Origin of the sequence: Phyllobacterium sophorae (assembly GCF_003010965.1) — a bacterium.
GTDB lineage: Bacteria > Pseudomonadota > Alphaproteobacteria > Rhizobiales > Rhizobiaceae > Phyllobacterium > Phyllobacterium sophorae.
Map to the genome: position 1 here is coordinate 154348 of NZ_PGGM01000016.1, position 21232 is coordinate 175579.

21 protein-coding genes and 1 other RNA gene are annotated in these 21232 nt (G+C 57.5%); 13 read left to right on the plus strand and 9 right to left on the minus strand.

Going from position 1 to position 21232, the window contains the following annotated elements:
- Positions 1-134 precede the first annotated feature (134 nt).
- The 3 genes from CU103_RS26485 (at position 135) to CU103_RS26495 (ending at position 3149) form a co-directional block, all read left to right on the plus strand.
- Positions 135-926 (plus strand): inositol monophosphatase family protein, encoded by a 792-nt coding sequence (locus tag CU103_RS26485; protein WP_106667022.1) that lies wholly within the window; start codon positions 135-137, stop codon positions 924-926.
- Positions 927-1093: 167 nt separating this feature from the next.
- Positions 1094-2116, plus strand: a complete 1023-nt coding sequence (locus CU103_RS26490; protein WP_106667023.1) for a MotA/TolQ/ExbB proton channel family protein — start codon at positions 1094-1096, stop codon at positions 2114-2116.
- A gap of 1 nt (position 2117) precedes the next feature.
- Positions 2118-3149, plus strand: coding sequence for a peptidoglycan -binding protein (locus CU103_RS26495; protein ID WP_106667024.1), 1032 nt, complete (start codon positions 2118-2120; stop codon positions 3147-3149).
- 4 nt (positions 3150-3153) lie between these two features.
- On the opposite strand, the gene CU103_RS26500 is transcribed toward CU103_RS26495, so the two are convergent.
- Together CU103_RS26500 and CU103_RS26505 are read right to left on the minus strand one after the other, a co-directional pair.
- Positions 3154-3504 carry a DUF1304 domain-containing protein gene (locus tag CU103_RS26500; RefSeq protein ID WP_106667053.1) on the minus strand — a complete coding sequence of 117 codons (351 nt, stop codon included), beginning with the start codon at positions 3502-3504 and terminating at the stop codon, positions 3154-3156.
- 78 nt (positions 3505-3582) lie between these two features.
- Positions 3583-5397, minus strand: a complete 1815-nt coding sequence (locus CU103_RS26505; protein ID WP_106667025.1) for an ABC transporter transmembrane domain-containing protein — start codon at positions 5395-5397, stop codon at positions 3583-3585.
- Positions 5398-5601: 204 nt separating this feature from the next.
- Between CU103_RS26505 and rpmE the strand changes: the two genes are divergently transcribed.
- The 3 genes from rpmE to CU103_RS26520 all read left to right on the plus strand — a co-directional run bounded on the left by rpmE (position 5602) and on the right by CU103_RS26520 (position 8200).
- Positions 5602-5823: a 50S ribosomal protein L31 gene (rpmE, locus tag CU103_RS26510; protein WP_106667026.1), complete on the plus strand. Its 222-nt coding sequence runs from the start codon at positions 5602-5604 to the stop codon at positions 5821-5823.
- An 85-nt stretch (positions 5824-5908) separates the two neighbouring features.
- Positions 5909-6562, plus strand: a complete 654-nt coding sequence (locus CU103_RS26515) for an aspartate/glutamate racemase family protein (RefSeq protein ID WP_245449007.1) — start codon at positions 5909-5911, stop codon at positions 6560-6562.
- Between the two features lie 213 nt (positions 6563-6775).
- The gene (locus tag CU103_RS26520) at positions 6776-8200 is read left to right on the plus strand and encodes an APC family permease (RefSeq protein ID WP_106667027.1); all 1425 of its coding nucleotides are present in this window, start codon (positions 6776-6778) and stop codon (positions 8198-8200) included.
- 66 nt (positions 8201-8266) lie between these two features.
- Here CU103_RS26520 and CU103_RS26525 read toward each other — a convergent pair whose 3' ends face one another.
- The 7 genes from CU103_RS26525 to ssrS all read right to left on the minus strand — a co-directional run bounded on the left by CU103_RS26525 (position 8267) and on the right by ssrS (position 12747).
- Entirely contained in the window at positions 8267-9016 is a 750-nt protein-coding gene (locus CU103_RS26525; RefSeq protein WP_106667028.1) for a YebC/PmpR family DNA-binding transcriptional regulator, read from the minus strand.
- Positions 9017-9181: 165 nt separating this feature from the next.
- On the minus strand, positions 9182-9607 hold the full coding sequence (locus CU103_RS26530; protein ID WP_106667029.1) for a DUF1284 domain-containing protein: 426 nt from the start codon (positions 9605-9607) through the stop codon (positions 9182-9184).
- Complete coding sequence (locus CU103_RS26535; protein ID WP_106667030.1) at positions 9604-10185, minus strand: biotin transporter BioY; 582 nt, start codon at positions 10183-10185, stop codon at positions 9604-9606. Before CU103_RS26535 ends, CU103_RS26530 begins: the two co-directional genes overlap by 4 nt.
- A 29-nt stretch (positions 10186-10214) precedes the next feature.
- Positions 10215-10970, minus strand: coding sequence for a TerC family protein (locus CU103_RS26540; protein WP_106667031.1), 756 nt, complete (start codon positions 10968-10970; stop codon positions 10215-10217).
- Positions 10971-11052: 82 nt separating this feature from the next.
- A complete protein-coding gene (locus CU103_RS26545) occupies positions 11053-11877 on the minus strand; it encodes a TIGR00282 family metallophosphoesterase (protein ID WP_106667032.1) in 825 nt (274 codons plus the stop codon).
- Between the two features lie 47 nt (positions 11878-11924).
- Positions 11925-12530 (minus strand): 5-formyltetrahydrofolate cyclo-ligase, encoded by a 606-nt coding sequence (locus CU103_RS26550; protein ID WP_245449008.1) that lies wholly within the window; start codon positions 12528-12530, stop codon positions 11925-11927.
- A gap of 60 nt (positions 12531-12590) precedes the next feature.
- A non-coding RNA gene (gene ssrS / locus CU103_RS26555) (6S RNA) lies at positions 12591-12747 on the minus strand.
- Between the two features lie 115 nt (positions 12748-12862).
- Here ssrS and CU103_RS26560 point away from each other — a divergent pair.
- The 7 genes from CU103_RS26560 (at position 12863) to ligD (ending at position 20887) form a co-directional block, all read left to right on the plus strand.
- Positions 12863-13702 (plus strand): AAA family ATPase, encoded by an 840-nt coding sequence (locus tag CU103_RS26560; RefSeq protein WP_106667055.1) that lies wholly within the window; start codon positions 12863-12865, stop codon positions 13700-13702.
- Complete coding sequence (locus CU103_RS26565; RefSeq protein WP_106667034.1) at positions 13703-14149, plus strand: GNAT family N-acetyltransferase; 447 nt, start codon at positions 13703-13705, stop codon at positions 14147-14149.
- Positions 14150-14154: 5 nt separating this feature from the next.
- Complete coding sequence (locus CU103_RS26570) at positions 14155-15345, plus strand: vWA domain-containing protein (protein ID WP_106667035.1); 1191 nt, start codon at positions 14155-14157, stop codon at positions 15343-15345.
- Between the two features lie 98 nt (positions 15346-15443).
- Positions 15444-16121 carry a FadR/GntR family transcriptional regulator gene (locus CU103_RS26575; protein ID WP_106667036.1) on the plus strand — a complete coding sequence of 226 codons (678 nt, stop codon included), beginning with the start codon at positions 15444-15446 and terminating at the stop codon, positions 16119-16121.
- The gene (locus CU103_RS26580; RefSeq protein WP_106667037.1) at positions 16118-17404 is read left to right on the plus strand and encodes a CynX/NimT family MFS transporter; all 1287 of its coding nucleotides are present in this window, start codon (positions 16118-16120) and stop codon (positions 17402-17404) included. The genes CU103_RS26575 and CU103_RS26580 overlap by 4 nt, the downstream gene beginning before the upstream one ends.
- Before the next feature lie 81 nt (positions 17405-17485).
- Positions 17486-18319 carry a non-homologous end joining protein Ku gene (gene ku, locus CU103_RS26585; RefSeq protein WP_106667038.1) on the plus strand — a complete coding sequence of 278 codons (834 nt, stop codon included), beginning with the start codon at positions 17486-17488 and terminating at the stop codon, positions 18317-18319.
- Positions 18320-18325: 6 nt separating this feature from the next.
- Positions 18326-20887: a DNA ligase D gene (gene ligD / locus CU103_RS26590; protein WP_106667039.1), complete on the plus strand. Its 2562-nt coding sequence runs from the start codon at positions 18326-18328 to the stop codon at positions 20885-20887.
- Positions 20888-21232: the final 345 nt, after the last annotated feature.

Genomic DNA, 21232 nt, shown 5'->3' on the forward strand with positions numbered 1-21232 from the left:
TGCCTCAGGGCACGGTAAGACCTTATTCGGCGCATAAGCCCTTTCCAAAGCCCAATCAGGTTTTAGGGGGTATGCGTCTGGCGCCGGTCGACCCGGCGCCTGTTGATTTTGATCTGATGGAGAAATAATTCGAAATGGCGCGTTCAGCTCTACTCAATGTAATGGTTCAGGCTGCCATGAAGGCGGGCCGGTCCCTGGCGCGCGATTTTGGCGAAGTGCAAAATCTGCAGGTCTCACTCAAAGGACCGGGTGATTACGTCAGTCAGGCCGACAAGAAGGCCGAAGAGATTATCTATACGGAATTGCGCCGTGCCCGCCCCGACTATAGTTTCCTGATGGAAGAATCCGGAGCGGTTGAAGGCAGCGACGCCCAGCATCGCTGGCTGGTGGATCCGCTCGATGGAACCACCAATTTCCTGCATGGCATTCCGATTTTTGGCGTCTCTATTGCACTCGAGCGCCAGGGCCAGATCGTAGCCGGCGTGATCTTCAATCCGGCGATGGACGAGCTCTATACAGCTGAACGGGGCGGCGGCGCGTTTCTCAACGATCGCCGGCTGCGCGTTGCCGGCCGTGCCAAACTGGTGGATGCGGTAATTGGCACCGGGGTTCCCCATCTTGGTCGCGGGCACCATGGCAATTACCTTGTCGAACTGCGCAATGTCATGGGTGAGGTGTCCGGTGTCCGTCGCATGGGTGCAGCTGCGCTGGACCTTGCCTATGTAGCGGCCGGCCGCCTGGACGGTTTCTGGGAGAATGGTCTTTCCCCCTGGGATATCGGCGCCGGTATCATCATGGTCCGTGAGGCTGGCGGCTTCGTGACCGACTTCGACGGCGGACAGGATGTCATCGAAAGTAAATCCATCGTCGCCGGTAATGAAGCCATCCAGCGTGCCCTTCTGAAGACACTCAAGAAGCCCATCTAGAGCAAGTTTGTCTATAGAGCCGTTCTGCCGGAGGGATTCTGTTTCGTCTGACCACAATTCTTGTTCAGAAAGAACAAATTCAGCTGTTGCGTCATTGTACCTTCCATTTTCACCGCAAATTCGGTTAGGGTCGCACAAATCGATTTGGGCGATGCGGAGACGATGCAATGGCTGATTTCAGTTCGACCCGCCAGGGTATGGACGGCGACGAATATGATCCTTACCGGCTCTCCAGCCCTCGATTCGTCCTCTTATCCATGGCGATCTTTCTGGCAATCGTCGCTTTCCTCGCTGCGATTCTCTTTCGTCAGATCTCGGTCTTCTTCGCCACCAATCCCGGCCTCAACAGTCTGATCATCGGGGTCCTCGTTGTCGGTATATTACTTGGCTTCGGCCAGGTCATCCGGTTGTTCCCGGAGGTACGCTGGGTCAATTCCTTCCGCCAAGGCAACAATGACCCGAATGCCAAGCCAGTAATGCTTGCGCCAATGCGCGCCCTGATAGGTCGCCGCCAATCAATGGCTCTCTCGACCAGTGCAATGCGGTCGATGCTCGACTCCATCGCCTCGCGCCTTGATGAAACGCGCGACATCTCCCGCTATTTGATCGGCCTTCTGGTGTTTCTCGGTCTTCTCGGGACATTCTGGGGTCTTTTGGAAACCATCGGCTCCATCGGCCAGACGATCCAATCGCTCGATCCACGGGCCGGCGATGCCAATAGCGTTCTTGACTCGCTGAAAGCCGGTCTTCAATCACCGCTTCGCGGCATGGGCACCGCATTTTCGTCCTCACTCTTCGGTCTCTCCGGCTCGCTCATTCTCGGCTTTCTTGATCTGCAGGCCGGCCGGGCGCAGAACCGTTTCTACACCGAACTTGAAAACTGGCTTTCCAGTGTCACCGATCTCGGCTCCGACCTGCACGCGTTCGATGCAGCAAGCACCGGCACCTCCGATGAGCTCCGCGCGCTGTCGGAGCGTCTGCAGAACATTCAGGAAACCGGCGGCTCAAGCCAGCGCACCACGGCCGCCCTGGCAAGCCTGGCCGAAGGCATTCAGGGGCTTGTGAAAAACATGCGATCCGAGCAGCAGATGATGCGCGATTGGGTGGAAAAGCAGGCGGATGAACAAAAATCCATACGACAGACATTGGCCAAACTCGGGGATGCCATTTCTCGTAACAAGGTAGATTAGCATGGCTCTCATCCGTAATCGCAAAGCTCTACGCCACGTCGATTACTGGCCCGGTTTCGTCGACGCGCTTTCCACCCTGTTGCTGTCGATCATGTTCCTGCTGTCGGTATTCGTTCTGGCCCAGTTTCTTTTGAGCCAGGAAATCACCGGCAAGGATGCCGTTCTCAATCGCCTCAACGCTCAGATCAACGAACTCACCCAGCTCCTATCCTTGGAACAAGGTAACAAGCAGGATCTGGAAGACACGATCGCCAATCTTCAGGCATCTCTCACCAATGCCCAAAACGAGCAATCACGCCTCCAGTCGCTGCTTTCGCAAGGAGCAGGTGCGGGTGCTGCGGCAGAGGGCAAGATCAACGAACTTTCCAGCGGTCTTGAAAGCGAAAAGCAGATCAGCGCGCGGGCCCTGTCGCAGGTCGAAATTCTTAACCAGCAGATCATGGCACTGCGCAAGCAGATCGGCGCTCTCGAAGACGCCCTCAACGCTTCTGAATCGCGTGACAAGGAATCGAATGCCAAAATTGCCGATCTCGGAAAACGGTTGAACGTGGCGCTGGCGCAGCGCGTTCAGGAGCTCAATCGCTACCGTTCCGACTTTTTTGGCCGGTTGCGCGAAATCCTATCCGACCGCGAAAATATCCGTATTGTCGGCGACCGCTTTGTTTTCCAGTCGGAAGTGCTGTTTCCCTCAGGCACAGCGATCCTTAATCCGGCCGGTTCTGAGGAAATGAAGAAGCTTGCAGTCGCCTTGATCGATTTGCAAAAAGAAATTCCCGAAGACATCAATTGGGTTCTGCGTGTCGATGGGCATACCGACAACATTGCACTGTCCGGAACCGGTCAGTTCAAGGACAATTGGGAGCTGTCATCAGCACGTGCGATTTCCGTGGTCAAATTTCTGATCGCCAACGGGGTTCCGGCCAACCGGCTCGTAGCGGCAGGTTTCGGCGAATTCCAGCCGCTTGAGCCCGGCGATACACCGGAAGTTCGTGCTCGCAACCGCCGTATCGAATTGAAATTGACGGAACGCTGAGGGATCAGCCGTACAACAAAGCGCCGAGAGCCAGCAACGCTGGCACAGCTTGCACGAAGAGAATTTTCCGGCTCACAGTCAGCGCACCGAAGATGCCTGCGACAATCACGCAGCCCAGAAAAAACGTCTTGATTGCGAAGCCAGCATCGCCAAGCCACAGGCCCCAGACCAGCCCGGCAACCAGAAAACCATTATAGAGCCCCTGGTTCATGGCAAGCGCCTTGGAGGCCGACGCGAACTCCTGCGTCAGCCTGAACGTTTTCAAACCTAGCGGCTTGTCCCACGCGACCATTTCCAGAAACATGAAATAGACGTGCAGAAGCGCCACCAGCGCTGTCAGAAGATTTGCAAACATCCCGCCTTCCCCGTTGCTATGGATCGAACCAAAGCATTGGAGTGCTGGATTGGCAATGGCCAGATTTGTGACCAACAGTTACTCAGCAGCGCCCTTGAACGCGTCAGCGCCCGCCTCAAACTGCAGTTTGGCAAGGCTGGCATAGATTCCGTCCTTTTTGACCAGTGTCTGATGCGTGCCTTCCTCGACGATGCGGCCATCTTCCATGACGAGAATGCGATCGGCCCTGAGCACGGTCGCAAGACGGTGCGCAATCACCAGCGTTGTCCGGCCCTGCATCAGATGGTCGAGCGCCTTCTGCACCAGCATTTCACTTTCTGCATCGAGTGCAGAGGTTGCTTCGTCAAGCAGGAGAATAGGCGCGTCGCGCAAGATGGCACGGGCAATGGCGATACGCTGGCGCTGGCCGCCAGACAATGTGACACCACGCTCGCCGACCTGCGTGTCATAGCCATGATCGAGCGCCACGATAAAATCATGCGCGAGCGCGGCCTTGGCGGCAGCTTCGATCTCATCATGGCCGGCGCCCGGCCGGCCAAAGCCGATATTATCACGTGCCGTGGTGGCAAAAATCGTCGTATCCTGCGGGACAATGGCGATGCGTGACCGCAGATCGGAGGGATCCGCCTCTCGCAAATCGACACCATCGACGCGGATGCTGCCGGAAACCGGATCGTAATAGCGCAGCAGCAGTGAAAACACGGTGCTCTTGCCGGCGCCTGATGGACCGACGATTGCAACGGTCTCTCCCGGTTGAATCGTAAAATCTAGACCCTTCAGGGCGGGTGCATCGGGGCGCGTCGGATAATTGAACCGAACCTCGTCGAAAGTGACCGAGCCAACCGGCGGTTGAGGCATCGCGACTGGATTGGGGGGCGCTGCGATCGCAGGCTCTTCGGCGAGTATTTCCATCAGTCGCTCCGCAGCACCCGAGGCCTGGCTCAGCTCACCCCAGACCTCCGACAGGGCACCGAGCGCTCCTGCGGCAAACACGGAATAGAGCAGGAACTGTCCAAGCGTTCCCGGCGTGATTGCACCGGAGAGAACATCGCGCGAGCCGAACCAAAGCACGGCGACGACACTGGAAAAAATCATGAAGATCGCAAAGGCAGTAAGGATCGCCCTGGCCTTTACGGAGGATCGCGCAGCAAGAAAGGCGTCTTCCACCGAGGCACCAAACCGCAGGGTTGCCAGTTTCTCGTTGGTAAAGGCCTGCAGCGTTCGCACGGAGACGATCGACTCGCTTGCATAGGCCGTGGCGTCCGCCAGCGTGTCCTGGGCCGCACGCGAGCGGCGCCGCACCGATCTGCCGAAAGCAACCAAGGGGATGATGATCAATGGAATGGCGGCGATCACCAGGCCGGACAGTTTGGGGCTGGTGATGATCATCATCACGATAGCGCCAAAGGCGAGAATGAGATTGCGCAGGGCAACGGAGGCAGTTGCGCCGACTGCAGATTTGATCTGCGTCGTATCCGCGGTCAGCCTCGAGACGATCTCGCCGGATTGCGTGCTGTCAAAAAACCCTGGTGAAAGCTTCGTCAGATGTGCAAACACATCGTGGCGCAGGTCGGAAACTATCCGCTCGCCCAGCGTGATCACGAAATAGTAGCGTCCTGCCGAAGCGATGGCGAGAAGGGCAGCAAGCAGGACCAGCATGCCGAAGTAGTTGTTGATGAACGCCCCATTGGCGCCGGTGAATCCGTGATCGATCATACGGCGAACGGCCAAAGGAAGCGTCAATGTCGTTCCAGCTGCGAGGATCAGCGAGACGATGGCGCCGGCCATCATGCCCTTGTAGCGGGACATATAAGGGAAGATGCGCCGTAGCGGCTTCAATGAGCGACGCTTCCTTTCCATCTCTTCGGAGCGAGATCTAGCCATATCGGCCATTCTATCTGTCTTCCTCACATCGCTTTGCGACTTTGCGGCCAGACGGCCTTGTTATTGCTTAAAGGCTGATGTATAGGCTCGCCAACAGTTTTGGAAGCCCACGCCCCTGTGACGTTTGGCTTCATCTCTACCAATCGGCTCCCGACCGGCATCCCACATCGTCAGTGGCTCTGGTTTTGTGCCCTCTAGTTTAGGACAATACAGATGAAAGCCAAGATTCATCCCGATTACCACACCATCAAGGTCGTCATGACCGATGGCACCGAATATCTGACCCGCTCCACCTGGGGCAAGGAAGGCGATACGATGAACCTCGATATCGATCCGTCCACGCATCCGGCATGGACCGGCGGTTCGCAGCAGCTTACCGATCGTGGCGGCCGCGTATCGAAGTTCAAGAGCCGTTTCGCCAATCTCGGTATATAAGACCGTCTGGCAAACTGGATTTGAAAACGGCTCCGTTCATTCGGGGCCGTTTTTTGTTTCGAGGCAGTTTTGAAATGGGTATTGCATGATGAAAATAGCCCTGCTGCACACCGCCGAAAGCAACATCAGCATTTTCCAGAAGGCGGCCAGTGAAATTGGACTGCCTCAAGGCGCACTTCATCATGAGGTCCGTGCCGATCTCCTCGCTGCCGCCGAGAAAGCAGGTGGCCTCACACAGGAAATCGCCAGGGAGACCGGGGCTGCTCTGCTGGAGCTCGCCCGAAATGCCGATGCGGTCGTTCTGGCATGCTCAACGCTGGGCCCCGCAATCGCAGAAGTCGAAAACGCAATCGAAGTTCCGGTCCTGAGGGTAGACGCCGCGCTGGCAAAAAAAGCGGTAAAATCTGGCGGCCTCGTTGTCGCTATCTGCGCCGTCGAAACGACGCGCGCGCCGACAACACGGCTGTTCACGGAAGCTGCACAGTCAACCGGCGCGCAGGTCGAAATCCGCCTTGTCCCGGGCGCATGGGAACTGTTCAAGACCGGCGACCGCGCCGGGTATCTGGCTGCAATTGCAGAAGCCGCTGAAGCCGCCTATGACGATGGCGCAACCATCGTTGCTCTCGCTCAGGCGTCCATGGCCGGCGCAGCGGACCTGGTGGCAAACGGGCCCAAGCCGCTCAGCAGTCCAACCGCTGGGCTGGCCGCGGCAGTCGAGCTGCTGTCGATGCGTTCCTGATCTTTGGGTCAGGTACCACTTCGTTTGAGCTGCACTCACCAGGCAGCATCCTTTCTCCATGAAGTAGTTCCGATCGAACAAGGTCAGAATAGGCCGCAACTTGATTGCAACGCGCAGTCGTTGGGCTGCTGTTTGCCAAGTTGTTTGACAAGTTGCTGATTCGCCAATAGCTTTTCCCCAAGCTTATCTGCATTCAAGGGAAGGGAAAACCCGATGACCGACATGACTACAGGTAGCAACGCGGCTTCGGGAACAGCCATAGAGCCAAGTCTTCACAGGGTCATGGGCCCCTGGCTTCTGCTTCTCTTCATTGTCGGTGACATTCTCGGCACAGGAATTTATGCACTCACCGGACAGGTGGCAAAACAGGTCGGCGGCGTTGTCTGGTTGCCTTTTCTCGTGGCGTTCGTCGTCGCTGTCGTCACCGCCTTCAGCTATCTCGAACTGGTAACGAAATATCCGAAGGCGGCAGGCGCTGCGCTTTATACGCACAAGGCATTCGGCATCCATTTCATCACCTTCATTGTCGCATTCACTGTCATGTGTTCGGGCATCACGTCCGCATCGACGGCGTCCCGGGCTTTCGCAGCCAATCTTTCCGGCGCCTTCCAGCTCAATCTGGAAACCGGAATCGGCATCTCGCTCGTTGCCTTGGCGTTCATGGCGGTCGTCGCTGCCGTAAATTTCCGCGGCGTCGGCGAGAGCGTGAAAGCCAATGTGGTTCTCACGATGGTGGAGCTCACCGGTCTGCTGATCATTATCTTCATCGGGCTCTGGGCGATTGCAGGCGGCCAAGGCGATGTATCACGCGTCACGCAATTTGCTACATCACCTGATTCCAGCGTTTTCTGGTCGGTCATGGCAGCGACCACCCTTGCATTCTTCGCAATGGTCGGGTTCGAAGATTCGGTCAACATGGCCGAAGAGTGCAAAAATCCCTCGGGGATCTTTCCAAGGGTTCTCCTGGCGGGCCTTTTCATCACCGGCGCTATCTATGTACTGGTGTCCATCTCAGCGATCACCCTCGTTGCACCGGCAGATCTTGGCCAAGGCGAAACACCTTTGCTCAAGGTGGTTCAGGCGGGTGCACCTAATTTCCCGCTTTGGATTTTCGGCTTCATCACCATGTTCGCCGTCGCAAACAGCGCTTTGATCAACATGTTGATGGCGAGCCGTCTGGTCTATGGCATGAGCCGGGAACACGTGCTTCCACCTTTATTCGGCAAGGTACATCCGACGCGCCGCACCCCTTATCTGGCGATCGCGTTCACCACCCTCCTGGCATTTGCGCTGATCATGTTCGTTGGCGAAGTTCCGGCGCTTGGCGGGACGACAGCGCTGTTGTTGCTGTTCGTCTTCACCGTCGTCAATATTGCCGTTCTGGTGCTAAGGCGCGAAAACGTGGATCACGCGCATTTTCGCACACCGACTTTCCTGCCGGTTTTGGGCGCAATCTCCTGCGCTTTCTTTGCCGGCCCCTGGACCGGGCGCGATCCTGTGCAATACAGGATTGCCGGAATTTTGATTGGAATCGGCGTCGTACTCTGGGTGATCACCATTCTGATTAATCGCGCCACGGGTGTGATGCCTGCCGAACCGGATATGGAAACCCTGGGTGGCGACGGCCCCGTTAACTGAATATCCAAAACAAAATCCCGCCGGTCTTTCCACCGGCGGGATTTGAACTCACAAGAGGTGCAGGGATCAGGCCGCGCTGAGCTTGGCCAGAACTTCGTCGCTTACTTCGAAATTCGCATAGACATTCTGGACGTCGTCATCGTCGTCTAGCGTCGCGATCAGTCGAAGCACCGATTGCGCCTTTTCCTCATCGACAGGCGCAGTTGTCTGTGGCTTCCAGATTGCCTTGATCGACTCTGCTTCGCCAAGTGCGCCTTCCAGCGCTTTCGACACCTCGCCGATGTCTTCAAAGGCGCAAAGAATCACGTGGCCATCTTCATCGCTCGCAACGTCTTCGGCACCGGCCTCGATCGCAGCTTCCATGACCTTGTCGGCGCTGCCTGCGTCCAGCTTGTAGGCTATTTCACCGACGCGGTTGAACATGAAGCCAACCGACCCGGTTTCGCCCATTGCACCGCCGGCCTTGGTAAAGGCAGCACGCACATTGGAAGCCGTGCGATTACGGTTATCAGTCAAAGCCTCGACGATAACGGCGACGCCGCCTAGGCCATAACCCTCGTAGCGCACTTCTTCGTAATTGTCGGCATCGCCACCGGCGGCCTTCTTGATGGCGCGCTCGATATTGTCCTTTGGCATTGACTGCGCCCTGGCATTCTGCACGGCCAGCCGCAAGCGCGGGTTCATCGCCGGGTCCGGCAGACCCTGCTTGGCCGCGACCGTAATTTCGCGCCCCAGCTTGGAAAAGATTTTCGACCGCACGGCGTCCTGGCGCCCTTTGCGGTGCATGATGTTCTTGAACTGTGAATGGCCTGCCATGGCACCCCTGCGTGCTTATTACGGTTGCTGATGTTCACGTCCGGGGCCCAGCAAGATTTGGCTGCGGGCAGCTCCTGGCGGAAACATGCTTCTGGAATGGCGCCCTTATAGGTAAAAACCGGCCGCCCGTCCAGCGCACAAGCGTGCTTGGCTGTCGCAATGTTTTCAGGAAAGCTTCAAGCGGGTCCCAGAGTATCCCATTTGCGAGACGGCCGAGCAGAGATCAAACCATTCGCACCCAGTGCAGCCAGAGCGCGTCAAGCCGCTCCGGAAGGCCTTGCGGAACTGATCGAGTATCACGCCCTGCAGTGCGATTACATCGCCGGCTTGCAGCGGCCGGCCAAGCAACTGTCCGATATCTTGAGCGGCTTTGGCATCTCGTTCCAGCACACTGTCACGAAAGCAATGCGCTTCCTTCGCTGCCAGGAGAGGCTGGCAGATTTCGTCCGGCCCCTCCTGGATCAGAATATCTTCGCCTGTCACCAGCCGCGCAATGACCTTGTCGTAGTTGTCGGTAAAGGCCGGGTTATAGCCCTTACCGACATAGGTCAGCATGCACAGCAGATGGTGCGGGCGAAGTCTTACCGTCAAGCGAGGCGGACCATGATTCCCGAACGGCGAAGCAGTTCGATCGTTGCCGCCGCCAGCGCCGACTTGAGCACGCCGCCAGCGATGAATGGCGCAACACCGAAGGCCCAGGCTTTATCGATCCCAATCATGTTCGCCAGCCAGAATGCACCGAGCACGAGGCAGAGTGCATTGCCGAGAAGCATGACACCAAAGGCAGAAATCGGGTTGCGGGTGAACCCGCGTTCAGCCAGAAAACCAGCAAATGCAGCAACGACTGGGAAAGAAACAAGATATCCAGCTGTTGGGCCCGCAAATGCAATCTGGCCCGGCATGCCGTTGGAAAGAACGGGCAATCCCACAAAAGACTCGAGGAGCCAGGCGATTACGGTCAGGCCGCCGAGACGCCAGCCATAGAGCGCTCCAACCATGGTAACTGCAAAGGTTTGCATGGTCACTGGCACCGGAACCATCGGCACGGCTATCCACGAACTGACAGCGAGAAATGCCGTTCCGATGAGGACGGCCAGCGCCTTATAGGCAAGGGATCGGTTGGCCAGTTTCAGCGGAACGAAAGCGTCGGAGAGTGTCATTTGGTTCATTGAATTGAGGTCCTTGTACGAATGTTGGATTATTCCGCGGCTTGGGCTTTCTTCTTCCTGCGCCGGGCCAGCATGTTGAGCGCTTCGACAAGAGCCGAGAAACCCATCGCCGCGTAGATATAGCCTTTGGGTACGTGGAAGCCGAAGCCATCGGCAATGAGCGTCATGCCGATCATCAGGAGGAAGCCCAGAGCAAGCATGACGATGGTCGGATTGGCAGCAATGAACTTGGACAACGGTTCAGCCGCGAGCAGCATGACCAGCACAGCCGTAATGACCGCAATCACCATGATGGCGATTTCATCGGTCATTCCGACGGCCGTGATGATCGAGTCGACAGAAAACACCAGGTCCAGCACGAGAATTTGCGTAATCGCCGCGCCCATCGTCAGTGTGACAGCCTTGCCGATAACATCGTCCTTGGCATCCTCGTGATCGACCGTATGATGGATTTCCTTCGTTGCCTTCCATACCAGGAACAGCCCGCCGGCGATCAGGATCAGGTCACGCCAGGAGAAGCCGTGGCCGAACGCTTCGAACAACGGTTCGGTCAGCTGCACGATGATTGAAATAGTGAACAAGAGGGTCAACCGCAGGACGAGCGCAGCGCTGATGCCGAGGCGGCGGGCGCGTGCCTGTTGTTCCTTGGGCAGCTTGTTGGTGAGAATCGAGATGAAAATGAGGTTGTCGATGCCAAGCACGACTTCCATCACGACCAGCGTGACGAGGGCGATCAGGCCGGATGGCTGAAAGATGAAATCAAAATGGGAGAGAAGTGCTTCCATGGGGGTCGTTCCTGCTTTGCTAGTGGCCCGGATGGTGCAAACCGATGGCACGACTTAAGGGTGCCGACTGCCCTCGGTCAATTCATTTCCAGAAGTACGGGATAGTTTCTTCAAGTCTCGGACCAAGCCGCAAAGGTGCGATCCTTTCGGCGAGCCCGGTGCGGTCGGAAATCTCGACACCGACACCGCAGATGGTCGCTTTGCCGCTCGCCGCTTCGAACCGGCCCTTCGGCACCTTGGACAGGAAGCGATTGAGCGGTTCTTCCTTGTCCATGCCGAGAGAGGAATCATAGTCTCCGCACATGCCCGCATCGGACATGTAGGCGGTGCCGCCATTCAGGATCTGTGCATCCGCCGTCGGCACATGCGTATGGGTGCCAACGACGAAACTAGCCCGGCCGTCGACAAAATGTCCGAAACATTGCTTCTCACTGGTTGCTTCAGCATGGAAATCGAAGACAACAGCGTCCGCCTGCTCACCAAGCGGACATGCCGCCAGTATTTCCTCGGCAATGGTGAAAGGGTCGTGCAAATCCGGGTGCATGAAAACCCGGCCCATGATGTTGGAAACGAGAACCCGGGCACCATTCTTGGCAAGGAATACGCCCGAGCCCTTTCCTGCCGTTCCGATCGGAAAATTCGCCGGGCGCAGAAAGCGCTGTTCCCGTGCGGCAAAGATCAGAGCCTCGCGCTGGTCCCAAACGTGATTGCCTGTGGTGACCACATCTGCACCGGCATTGATTGTATCGTGAAAGATTTCCTCAGTGATACCGAAACCACCTGCTGCATTCTCACCATTGACAATCGTGAAGTCGAGCTTCAGGTCGGATATCAGACCTGGCAATTGCTCATAGACTGCTGTCCGGCCCGAGCGGCCCACCATGTCACCAAGAAAAAGTAATCTCACGCGCCTATCCTGATAGTGAGCTCTCGTTTCTGCGAGGCTCGTAATTGTTAACTGGCTTTATCGGTACGGCCAAAGCTGCGCAACCCGCTTTCAGTCAGGATGGCCTCCAGCGGCATGTCATGTGGCTCGTCCGGTACGATTTCGACCTCCTGGCAGTCGAAAGCCACCCCGATGAGCCGCGGATTGACGCCAATCTCCTGCAGGCGCGCGATTGCCCGGTCATAATAGCCCGCACCATAGCCGATGCGGTGGCCGCGCGCATCAAAGGCCGCGAGGGGCACCAGCATGAAGGTGGGTTCAAGGACGGGAGCATCCACCGGCGGTCCCGCCGTGCCGAAACCGGTTTCGATCATCGGCGCTCCGCGGACCAGCTCGCGGAACAGGATCGTCTGCTTGTCGATAATCACCGGCAGGCAAAGCTGAGCACCGCGCTCGCGCAGCCCGAAGAGCAGCGGCCGCAGATCCACCTCGGAGCGGATCGGCCAAAACCCCGAGACAATTGTGCCTCGATCAAGCGCAAACGACGCGAGGCCGATCTCGGCGATCCGCATTGATGCTTCAATGCGGTATTCAACCTCAAGCATGTCGCGGCGGCCCAAGGCGTCGAGCCGCAGGTTTTTCTTCAGTTCTTTGGTGGGAGAGAGAAGCTTCACAGTGAATCTCATGAGGCGCCGACAGCAAGGCCAGCTCGGGATGAGCACAGAATACAAAAGCGGCGTCCACACAACCGATGGAGAAGTCGATCCCGGGAACCTACAAAGTAGGTGGGTGCCGTGTGAGGAAGCCCACGGGCCTCCTCAGGGACAGCTCCCTAAGGGATCATTAAGGCCCCGGGGAATATGTCTCTCCTGTCGAGAAGCGCAGAGCGCCAAGCCAAATATAGGACGGATGCTTGTATTGCACCAGTGGCGTTGTCGGCTAATTTCACACTCTTGCCCTCATTCTCTTCGAACCCTAATCTCGCCTCATCGTGAAAGGACCTATGATGCGGTTTGAAGGAACAGCGGCCTACGTGGCCGACAAGGATTTGATGGTGGCCGTAAACGCGGCGATTGCGCTGGAACGCCCGCTCCTCGTCAAGGGCGAACCTGGGACCGGCAAGACCGAACTTGCGCGCCAGATTGCCTCGGCGCTCGACCTCGACCTGATTGAATGGAACGTCAAATCCACCACCAAGGCCCAGCAGGGGCTTTATGAATATGACGCCGTCAGCCGCTTGCGGGATTCGCAGCTCGGCGACACGCGTTTCAACGACATCAGGAACTACATCAAGCCGGGCAAACTATGGGATGCCTTCACCGCCGATCAGAAGGTCGTGCTCCTCATCGATGAAATCGACAAGGCCGACATCGAGTTCCCCAATGATCTCCTGCAGGAACTGGATCGCAACGAGTTCTTTGTCTACGAGACCGGCGAGACAATTCGTGCCAGGCACAGGCCGATCGTTATCATCACTTCGAACAATGAGAAGGAGCTGCCCGACGCGTTCCTGCGCCGCTGTTTCTTCCACTACATCAAGTTCCCCGATGTCGACACGCTGACCAGGATCGTCGAGGTGCATTATCCCGGCATCAAGAAAAACCTCGTTCGCGCCGCCCTCACCCAGTTCTACGAAATTCGCGAGGTTGCTGGCTTGAAGAAGAAGCCCTCAACCTCAGAGGCGCTGGACTGGATCCGGCTGCTCGTGGCCGACGATATTGCGCCGGAGGACCTGCGCGCCGACCCGAAGAATGCCCTGCCCAAACTGCATGGGGCGCTTCTGAAGAACGAGCAGGACGTCCACCTGTTCGAACGACTGGCATTCATGGCAAGGAGACAGGGATAAATGAGCGTTGAAATCCGCCCGTTAAGGAAGTCGGACGAGGCCGAATGGCGCCGTCTGTGGACCGGCTATTTGACCTTCTACGAGACGACCGTCCCGGAAGAAGTCTATCAGACCACATTCGCCCGATTGACCTCCGGCGCAGACCATGAGTATCGCGGTTTTATCGCCGAGTTTGAAGGCAGGCCTGTCGGGCTCACCCATTACCTGTTCCATCGTCATTGCTGGAGCATCGAGAATGTGTGCTATCTGCAGGATCTCTTTGCAGATCCCGAGGTACGAGGCAAAGGTATCGGCCGCGCCCTCATCGAGGCTGTTTATGCGGAGGCCAAAAAGGCCGGTGCACACTCGGTGTACTGGACGACCAACCAGAATAACGCCACGGCACGCCAGCTGTACGACCGCATCGCCAAGGTCACACCTTTCATCAAATATGTGAAATTGGTCTAGAAGCGATGTTCATCCCCTTTTTCCTCGAACTCAAAGCGGCAAAGATTCCTGTCTCCTTGCGGGAGTATCTGACGCTGCTCGAGGCTATGGATGCGGGGCTCGTAACCTACGATGTCGAAGGGTTCTACTATCTGGCCCGATCTGCGCTGGTAAAGGATGAGCGGCACATGGACCGCTTCGACCAGGTTTTTGGTCATGTCTTCAAGGGTGTCGAAGCGCTGCACGGCGAAGGTGGCATCGATGTCGCCAATCTTCCCGAGGAGTGGCTGCGGCGGCTGGCCGAAAAACACCTCACCGAGGAAGAGAAAAAGCTGATCGAAGCCCTTGGCGGCTTCGACAAGTTGATGGAAACCCTGCGGCAGCGTCTGGAAGAACAAAAGGGGCGTCACCAGGGCGGATCGAAATGGATCGGTACGGCCGGCACATCGCCCTTCGGTGCCTATGGCTACAATCCGGAAGGGGTGCGCGTCGGTCAGGACGAGAGCCGCCATCGCCGCGCCGTCAAGGTCTGGGACAAGCGTGAATTCAAGAATTTCGATGACAGTGTGGAGCTCGGCACGCGCAACATCAAGGTGGCACTGAAGCGATTGCGGCGCTGGGTGCGCGAGGGCGCAGAGGACGAGCTCGACCTGTCCGGAACGATCAGATCTACGGCCGAACACGGTTATCTTGACGTCCAGACCCGGCCCGAGCGGCGCAATCACGTCAAGCTCTTGATGTTCTTCGACGTCGGCGGCTCGATGGACGAGCATATCAAAATTGCCGAAGAACTGTTCTCTGCTGTGCGCTCCGAATTCAAGCACATGGAATATTTCTACTTCCACAACTGCCTCTATGAGAGTGTGTGGAAAGACAATCGCCGCCGGTACACCCAGAGCATACCGACACTGGATATCATCCACAAATATGGCGCTGACTATAAGGTGATCTTCGTCGGCGACGCGGCGATGGCGCCTTATGAAGTCTCGCATTCCGGCGGTTCCGTCGAACACTGGAACGAGGAAGCCGGCGGCACTTGGCTCAGACGCGTCCTCGATCAGTGGAAAAATGCGGCCTGGCTCAATCCCACCAAGGAAGCCTATTGGGACTACACGGCGTCAACCGCCATGATCCGCGAGATTTTCGCGCAACGCATGTATCCCCTCACCCTGTCGGGTATCGACACGGCGACGCGCGAACTTTCGCGCAAGCACTGAACAATGTCGCAGGAGCTCCTGATATGCTGACGAGTTGACACGACGCGCGTGAATTCTTATTAGTCAAGTCATCTGATGACTTTAGGATTTTAGCGATCATGCAGCCCGCCGCACGCAGCAATCTTGCAGACAATGCGATCAATAATATCCGCGTGGAAATCACTGCAAATCGCTGGCAGATCGGCGACCGCATTCCCAATGAGGCAACGCTTGCCGAAATGCTCGGTGTCAGCCGCGGAACAGTCAGGGAAGCCGTGCGCGTTCTGGTGGCCCAAGGCTTTCTCGAGACACGTCAGGGTTCTGGGACCTATGTGCGGTCAGTCATCGATGCTGATGACACCCTCCTGAGAATCCGGCGTACCGGGCTTCGTGATCAGGTTGAGACGAGGTGCGCCCTCGAAGTCGAGGCTGCGCGCCTGGCGGCCCTGCGTCATACACCAGCGATCATCGCCGGGCTTCGTCAATTACTGGCTGCTCGCGGGGAGTACGACACCGCAAACCACGATCGCTATGTCGAACGGGATCTCGCTTTTCACAAGGCCGTTGTCGCCGCCTCCGGCAACCGCGCGTTCGTCGAAGTTTACGAATTTTTCTCGGCTTCCATCCAGGAAGTCATCAAGGCAACTGTGACGGGCGAACTTCCTGAACCCGACATGGCGGCACACGTTTCTATCGTCGATGCTATTGCCTCCGGCGATCCTGACATGGCTGCATCCACCACCCGCGCTTTCATGGCGCCCATTCTCATAGAACTCGATCGGCTCCTGGCATCATGAATCAACACAGACTCCCCGGGCACCGGGCAAATGACATCGTCGGCGAACCGCTGATCGATGCGGAAGCCGACAGCGTTCCACAGCCGCGGCCGCCGATTTTTTCGAGCCGTGCCGCACGGATCGTGACGGGCCTGAGCCTCGTTCTCATTGCTTTCAATCTTCGGCCGGTTTTTTCGAGCGCTTCCGCACTTTTGCCGGAGATCATTGAGGACACGGGATTGTCGTCCTTTGGCGCCGGCGTTTTGACTACCCTCCCGGTTGTCTGTCTCGGGGTGTTCGCCCCGCTCGCGCCAAGGCTGGCGCAGCGCATCGGCGCCGAACGTACGCTTCTCGCGGTCCTGCTGCTTCTGGCGCTCGGCACCGCCTTGCGGGGATTCGGATCACTGCCTTTGCTTTTCCTTGGAACCGCAATAGCAGGCGCCTGCATCGCCACCGGCAATGTTCTGCTGCCGGGTCTCGTAAAGCGGGATTTCGCCAGCAGAACCGGATTGATGACGGGTCTCTATACCATGGCGCTATGTGCCGGAGCGGCCAGTGCCGCCGGGTTCACACTTCCGTTGCAGCACATGCTGGGTGGCTCCTGGTCACTGGCGCTCGGTGCATGGGCACTACCGGCAATTCTCGTTGCAATGATCTGGTTTCCGCATGCCTTCTTCCGAAAGGTCCGCATGAAACATGCAGGATTCAGGGTCGAAGGTCTCTGGCGCGATCGCCTCGCTTGGCAAGTCACCCTGTTCATGGGCTTGCAATCGGCATTGGCTTACTGCGTCTTTGGCTGGCTGTCGCCGATCCTGCGCGACCGTGGACTGGACGGGGTTACCGCGGGTGCCGTCGTCTCGGTTTCCGTTATGGCGCAGGTTTTCGCCTGTCTTCTGGTGCCGTCAATCGCTGTGCGATGCAAGGACCAGCGGCTCATCAATGTCACGCTTGTCGGGCTGGCGGTCATTGGCCTGCTCGGCTTCCTCTTTGCACCTCTGTCGACGGTGTGGCTCTGGGCGGTTATCCAGGGCATCGGCCAAGGCGGGCTCATCGCAGTCGCCATGACTATCATCGTGTCGCGATCCGGAGATGCCCACATAGCCTCACATCTGTCCGGCATGGCGCAATGTGTCGGCTACATGTTGGCCGCAATCGGGCCGCTTCTGGTTGGCCTCATTCACAGCCTGACCGGGAGTTATAGTGCAACGGCAATTCTGTTCGTACTTTTGGGATTTGGGGTTGCCATCTTCGGCTGGGGAGCGGGGAGCGCTACGCACGTAAAGGCACGCACTATCCAAGTTTAGATGATTTGGCTAGTATGATGCCTTCGATCGGAACCAATTGCATTCTCCGGCATTCCCACGGTAGCCAAAAGGAGTTGAGTATTGGCGCCACGTGCGAATTGGAAAGGCTATCTGAAAGTTGCAGAGCTCACCTGCCCGGTAGCCCTATACACAGCCGCGTCGACATCCGAGCGCATAGCTTTTCACACGCTCAACCGTGACACGGGACACCGCGTCCAGCGTCAATTCATTGATAGCGACACCGGCAAGCCGGTGGAACGGGAAGATCAGGTCAAGGGCTACGAAATAGGCAATAACGAGTATATCGTTCTGGAGCCGGAGGAAGTTGCAGCGGCAGTTCCCGAAAGCGACAAGACCCTCGCCGTCGAAGCCTTCATTCCCGTTGATGAACTGGACGATATCTATTTCGACAAACCCTACTATCTGACGCCAAGCGACAAACATGGGCAGGAAGCCTTCGCGCTCATCCGCGACGGCCTGAAAGCCAAGAAGGTTGCCGCACTGGCCCAGACGGTGCTGTTCCGGCGCGTCCGCACGTTGCTCATTCGCGCCGAAGATTCCGGGCTGCTGGCCACGACGCTGAACTTCGATTACGCAGTGCGCTCCGCCAAAGACGCTTTCAGCGATATTCCCGAGATGAAGATCAAGGGCGAAATGCTTGACCTGGCCAAACACATCATCGAGACAAAATACGGCACGTTCGATCCATCGGAATACAAGGATCGCTACGAGGCCGCGCTGGCGGAGCTGGTCAAGGCGAAGCTTGAAGGTAAGCCGATCCCGGCGAGAAAACCCGCAAAGACCGAAAAGGTCGTCGATCTCATGCAAGCACTGCGCGAAAGCGCGGGCGTTGGAAAGAAACCGGCCGCTACGAAGAAAGCAAAGGCGGAGCCAGCACGGCGGAAGGCGAGTTGATCGGTGGTGGCGCTCGAAACCTATCGCAAGAAACGTGATTTCAAGACAACATCCGAGCCGAGAGGCCGCAAGACGCGCAAGGCGGGCAACAGCTTTGTTATTCAAAAGCATGATGCACGGCGGCTGCATTATGATTTCCGGCTGGAGATGGATGGCGTTCTGAAAAGTTGGGCCGTCACCCGCGGTCCAAGTCTCGTTCCGGGTGAGAAACGGCTGGCCGTCCACGTCGAAGACCACCCGCTGGAGTACGGCGATTTCGAAGGCACAATCCCCAAGGGTGAATATGGCGGCGGCACTGTCATCATCTGGGATCGTGGCACCTGGAGTCCCGTCCATGACCCCGACAGGGGTTATGCGAAGGGTCATTTGGAGTTCGAACTTCACGGCAAGAAGCTCTCCGGGCGGTGGCATCTGGTGCGCATGCAGGGCAAGCCGCGCGAAAAACGCGAAAACTGGCTGCTGATCAAGGGCGAGGATGAAGCCGCTCGCCTGGAAAGCGACCCCGACATCCTTGAGGAAGAGCCGAAATCCGTAAAGACTGGCCGTGAGATCGCCGATGTCGCGGGTGAAGAACCGGGGTGGTCGTCAAAAACCGGCAAGATCGACAAGAACGCAGCGAAGCAGAAAACTGTAAAAGGGCCAGCCGCGCCAATTGAAACCAGCACCGTCGATCCAGCCGGCATCAAGGGGGTGAGGAAGGCGCGGCTTCCGGAATTCGTGCAACCCAATTTGGCGGCACTGGCAATGCGGCCCCCTTCCGGGGAACGTTGGATCCACGAGATCAAGTTCGACGGCTATCGCCTGCAGGTGCGGATCGAGGCCGGCCGTGTCAAATTCCTGACGCGCACTGGTCTCGACTGGACCAAAAAGTTCGGCAAGCAGCTCGTCGCCGCCTTTCAGGATTTGCCGGTTGGAACAGCGCTGATCGACGGTGAACTTGTCGTGGAAACTGCAGCCGGTGCTTCGGATTTTTCCGCCCTGCAGGCTGATCTCAGTGCGGACCGGACCGACAGGTTTGTCTTTTACGTCTTCGACTTTCTCTATCTCGACGGTTTTGATCTGCAGGAATTGCCGCTGATCGAGCGCAAGACCCTGCTGCAAAAGCTCGTTAGTGAGCGCGTGGGACCCATCCGTTTCAGCGAACACTTCGACGGGGATGGTACAGTCATCCGCGACCACGCCTGCCGGCTTGGCTTGGAGGGCATTGTTTCCAAACTACGGAACGCGCCGTACCGTTCTGGCCGCGGCAAGAGCTGGCTCAAATCCAAATGCTCACAACACCAGGAATTTGTCATCGCGGGATACGTGCCATCGACGACATCCCGCAAGGCTATCGGCTCGCTTGTCATGGGCGTTTATAACGGCAAGAAACTTGAGCATGTCGGCCGTGTCGGCACAGGCTACAGCACCGCTGTGGCTGAAGACCTTTACCGCAGGCTCGAGCGCATCCGCATGACGGAAAGCCCGTTTGCAGAACGCTTGGGTTCTGACGCTGCAAGGCAAGTGCGTTACACGAAGCCGCAACTTGTGGCGGAGGTCGAATTTCGCAGCTGGACAGCCGATGGAAATTTACGTCACGCCGCGTTCCGCGGCCTGCGTGAGGACAAGCCTGCACAGGAGGTTGTGCGCGAAACCACGAGACCGGCTGCCCTGCCCAAAACCCAATCTAAAGCAAGACCAGTGGGGCACACCGTGAAACTTACCCATCCCGATCGTATCTATTGGCCCGAACAAGGCGTGACCAAACAAGGTCTGGCCGATTATTATACCGATGTCTGGCCGTATATCTCACCCTTCATTGTTGGCCGCCCTCTCGCTCTTCTGCGAAGCCCTGAGGGCATTGCCGGCCAGTCTTTCTTCCAGAAGCACGCATGGAAAGGGCTCAACCCCAACATTGTTCTGGTCAAAGATCCCAAGGACAAAGATGACGAGGCGCTGATCAGCATCAAGGATCTGGACGGCCTGATCGGGCTGGTGCAATCCGCCGTCCTCGAAATTCATCCGTGGGGCTCCACTGTCAAGGATTGGGAGCGTCCGGACATCATCATTATGGACCTCGATCCCGGCGACGGAGTTCCGTGGGCGAACGTGATCGGCGCCGCACAGGAAACCCGCCAGCGGATCGAGCAGGCCGGCCTTAAGGCCTATCTCAAGACCTCCGGCGGCAAGGGCTTGCATGTGGTGGCGCCGATAAAGCCCAAGGCGACTTGGCCGGAAGTCAAGGCTTTCACCAAGGCCATCGCCGATTCCATGGCTTCCGACAGTCCTGGCCTCTATGTCTCTACGATCACCAAATCAAAGCGCCAAGGCAAGATTCTCATCGATTATTTGCGCAACCAGCGTGGCGCTACAGCCGTTGCCCCGTATTCGACGAGAGCACGTCCAGGCGCTGCTGTCTCGATGCCACTTGAATGGGATGAACTGACTCCGGGTATAGGACCCGCCTATTTCACGGTCTTGAACACACCGACCCGGATTGCATCGTACAAGGCCGATCCCTGGGCGGACTTTCGGGCATCGGCAGTGCCGATCGAAAAATCGAAGGCGCCACGCAAGAAAATCTCCTAGAGCAAGTTTTGTCTAAATGGGGTCGTTCTGCAGGAGGGAATTTGGTTCAAGGTCGAGGGATTTGGCGAGACCGATGTTTTTCCATCGGACGACGCCGAAGCCCGAAGGATTTGGGCCAAATTCACCCGGCAGAACTGGCTCTATTTAGATGAAACTTGCTTGTCTTATGACTGTCCGCGCTTCTTGTGAGAGAAAGAAGCGCCGGAGAGGGCTGCCACCCTCGTCCGGCGATGGGGGATGGATCGTGGATGTGCAGGCCGTCTGAAGGGCCGAGCTAGAGTGTGATCGCCCCCATCTTTTCCAATCGTCCTGAACGGATACCCAGGGTCTCGCCCTGGATGACAA

Coding starts and splice junctions, on each gene's coding strand:
- CU103_RS26485 (WP_106667022.1), top strand. CDS start 135: ATGGCGCGTTCAGCTCTACTCAATGTAATGGTTCAGGCTGCCATGAAG.
- CU103_RS26490 (WP_106667023.1), top strand. CDS start 1,094: ATGGCTGATTTCAGTTCGACCCGCCAGGGTATGGACGGCGACGAATAT.
- CU103_RS26495 (WP_106667024.1), top strand. CDS start 2,118: ATGGCTCTCATCCGTAATCGCAAAGCTCTACGCCACGTCGATTACTGG.
- CU103_RS26500 (WP_106667053.1), bottom strand. CDS start 3,504: ATGTTTGCAAATCTTCTGACAGCGCTGGTGGCGCTTCTGCACGTCTAT.
- CU103_RS26505 (WP_106667025.1), bottom strand. CDS start 5,397: ATGGCCGATATGGCTAGATCTCGCTCCGAAGAGATGGAAAGGAAGCGT.
- rpmE (WP_106667026.1), top strand. CDS start 5,602: ATGAAAGCCAAGATTCATCCCGATTACCACACCATCAAGGTCGTCATG.
- CU103_RS26515 (WP_245449007.1), top strand. CDS start 5,909: ATGATGAAAATAGCCCTGCTGCACACCGCCGAAAGCAACATCAGCATT.
- CU103_RS26520 (WP_106667027.1), top strand. CDS start 6,776: ATGACCGACATGACTACAGGTAGCAACGCGGCTTCGGGAACAGCCATA.
- CU103_RS26525 (WP_106667028.1), bottom strand. CDS start 9,016: ATGGCAGGCCATTCACAGTTCAAGAACATCATGCACCGCAAAGGGCGC.
- CU103_RS26535 (WP_106667030.1), bottom strand. CDS start 10,185: ATGAACCAAATGACACTCTCCGACGCTTTCGTTCCGCTGAAACTGGCC.
- CU103_RS26540 (WP_106667031.1), bottom strand. CDS start 10,970: ATGGAAGCACTTCTCTCCCATTTTGATTTCATCTTTCAGCCATCCGGC.
- CU103_RS26560 (WP_106667055.1), top strand. CDS start 12,863: ATGCGGTTTGAAGGAACAGCGGCCTACGTGGCCGACAAGGATTTGATG.
- CU103_RS26565 (WP_106667034.1), top strand. CDS start 13,703: ATGAGCGTTGAAATCCGCCCGTTAAGGAAGTCGGACGAGGCCGAATGG.
- CU103_RS26570 (WP_106667035.1), top strand. CDS start 14,155: ATGTTCATCCCCTTTTTCCTCGAACTCAAAGCGGCAAAGATTCCTGTC.
- CU103_RS26575 (WP_106667036.1), top strand. CDS start 15,444: ATGCAGCCCGCCGCACGCAGCAATCTTGCAGACAATGCGATCAATAAT.
- CU103_RS26580 (WP_106667037.1), top strand. CDS start 16,118: ATGAATCAACACAGACTCCCCGGGCACCGGGCAAATGACATCGTCGGC.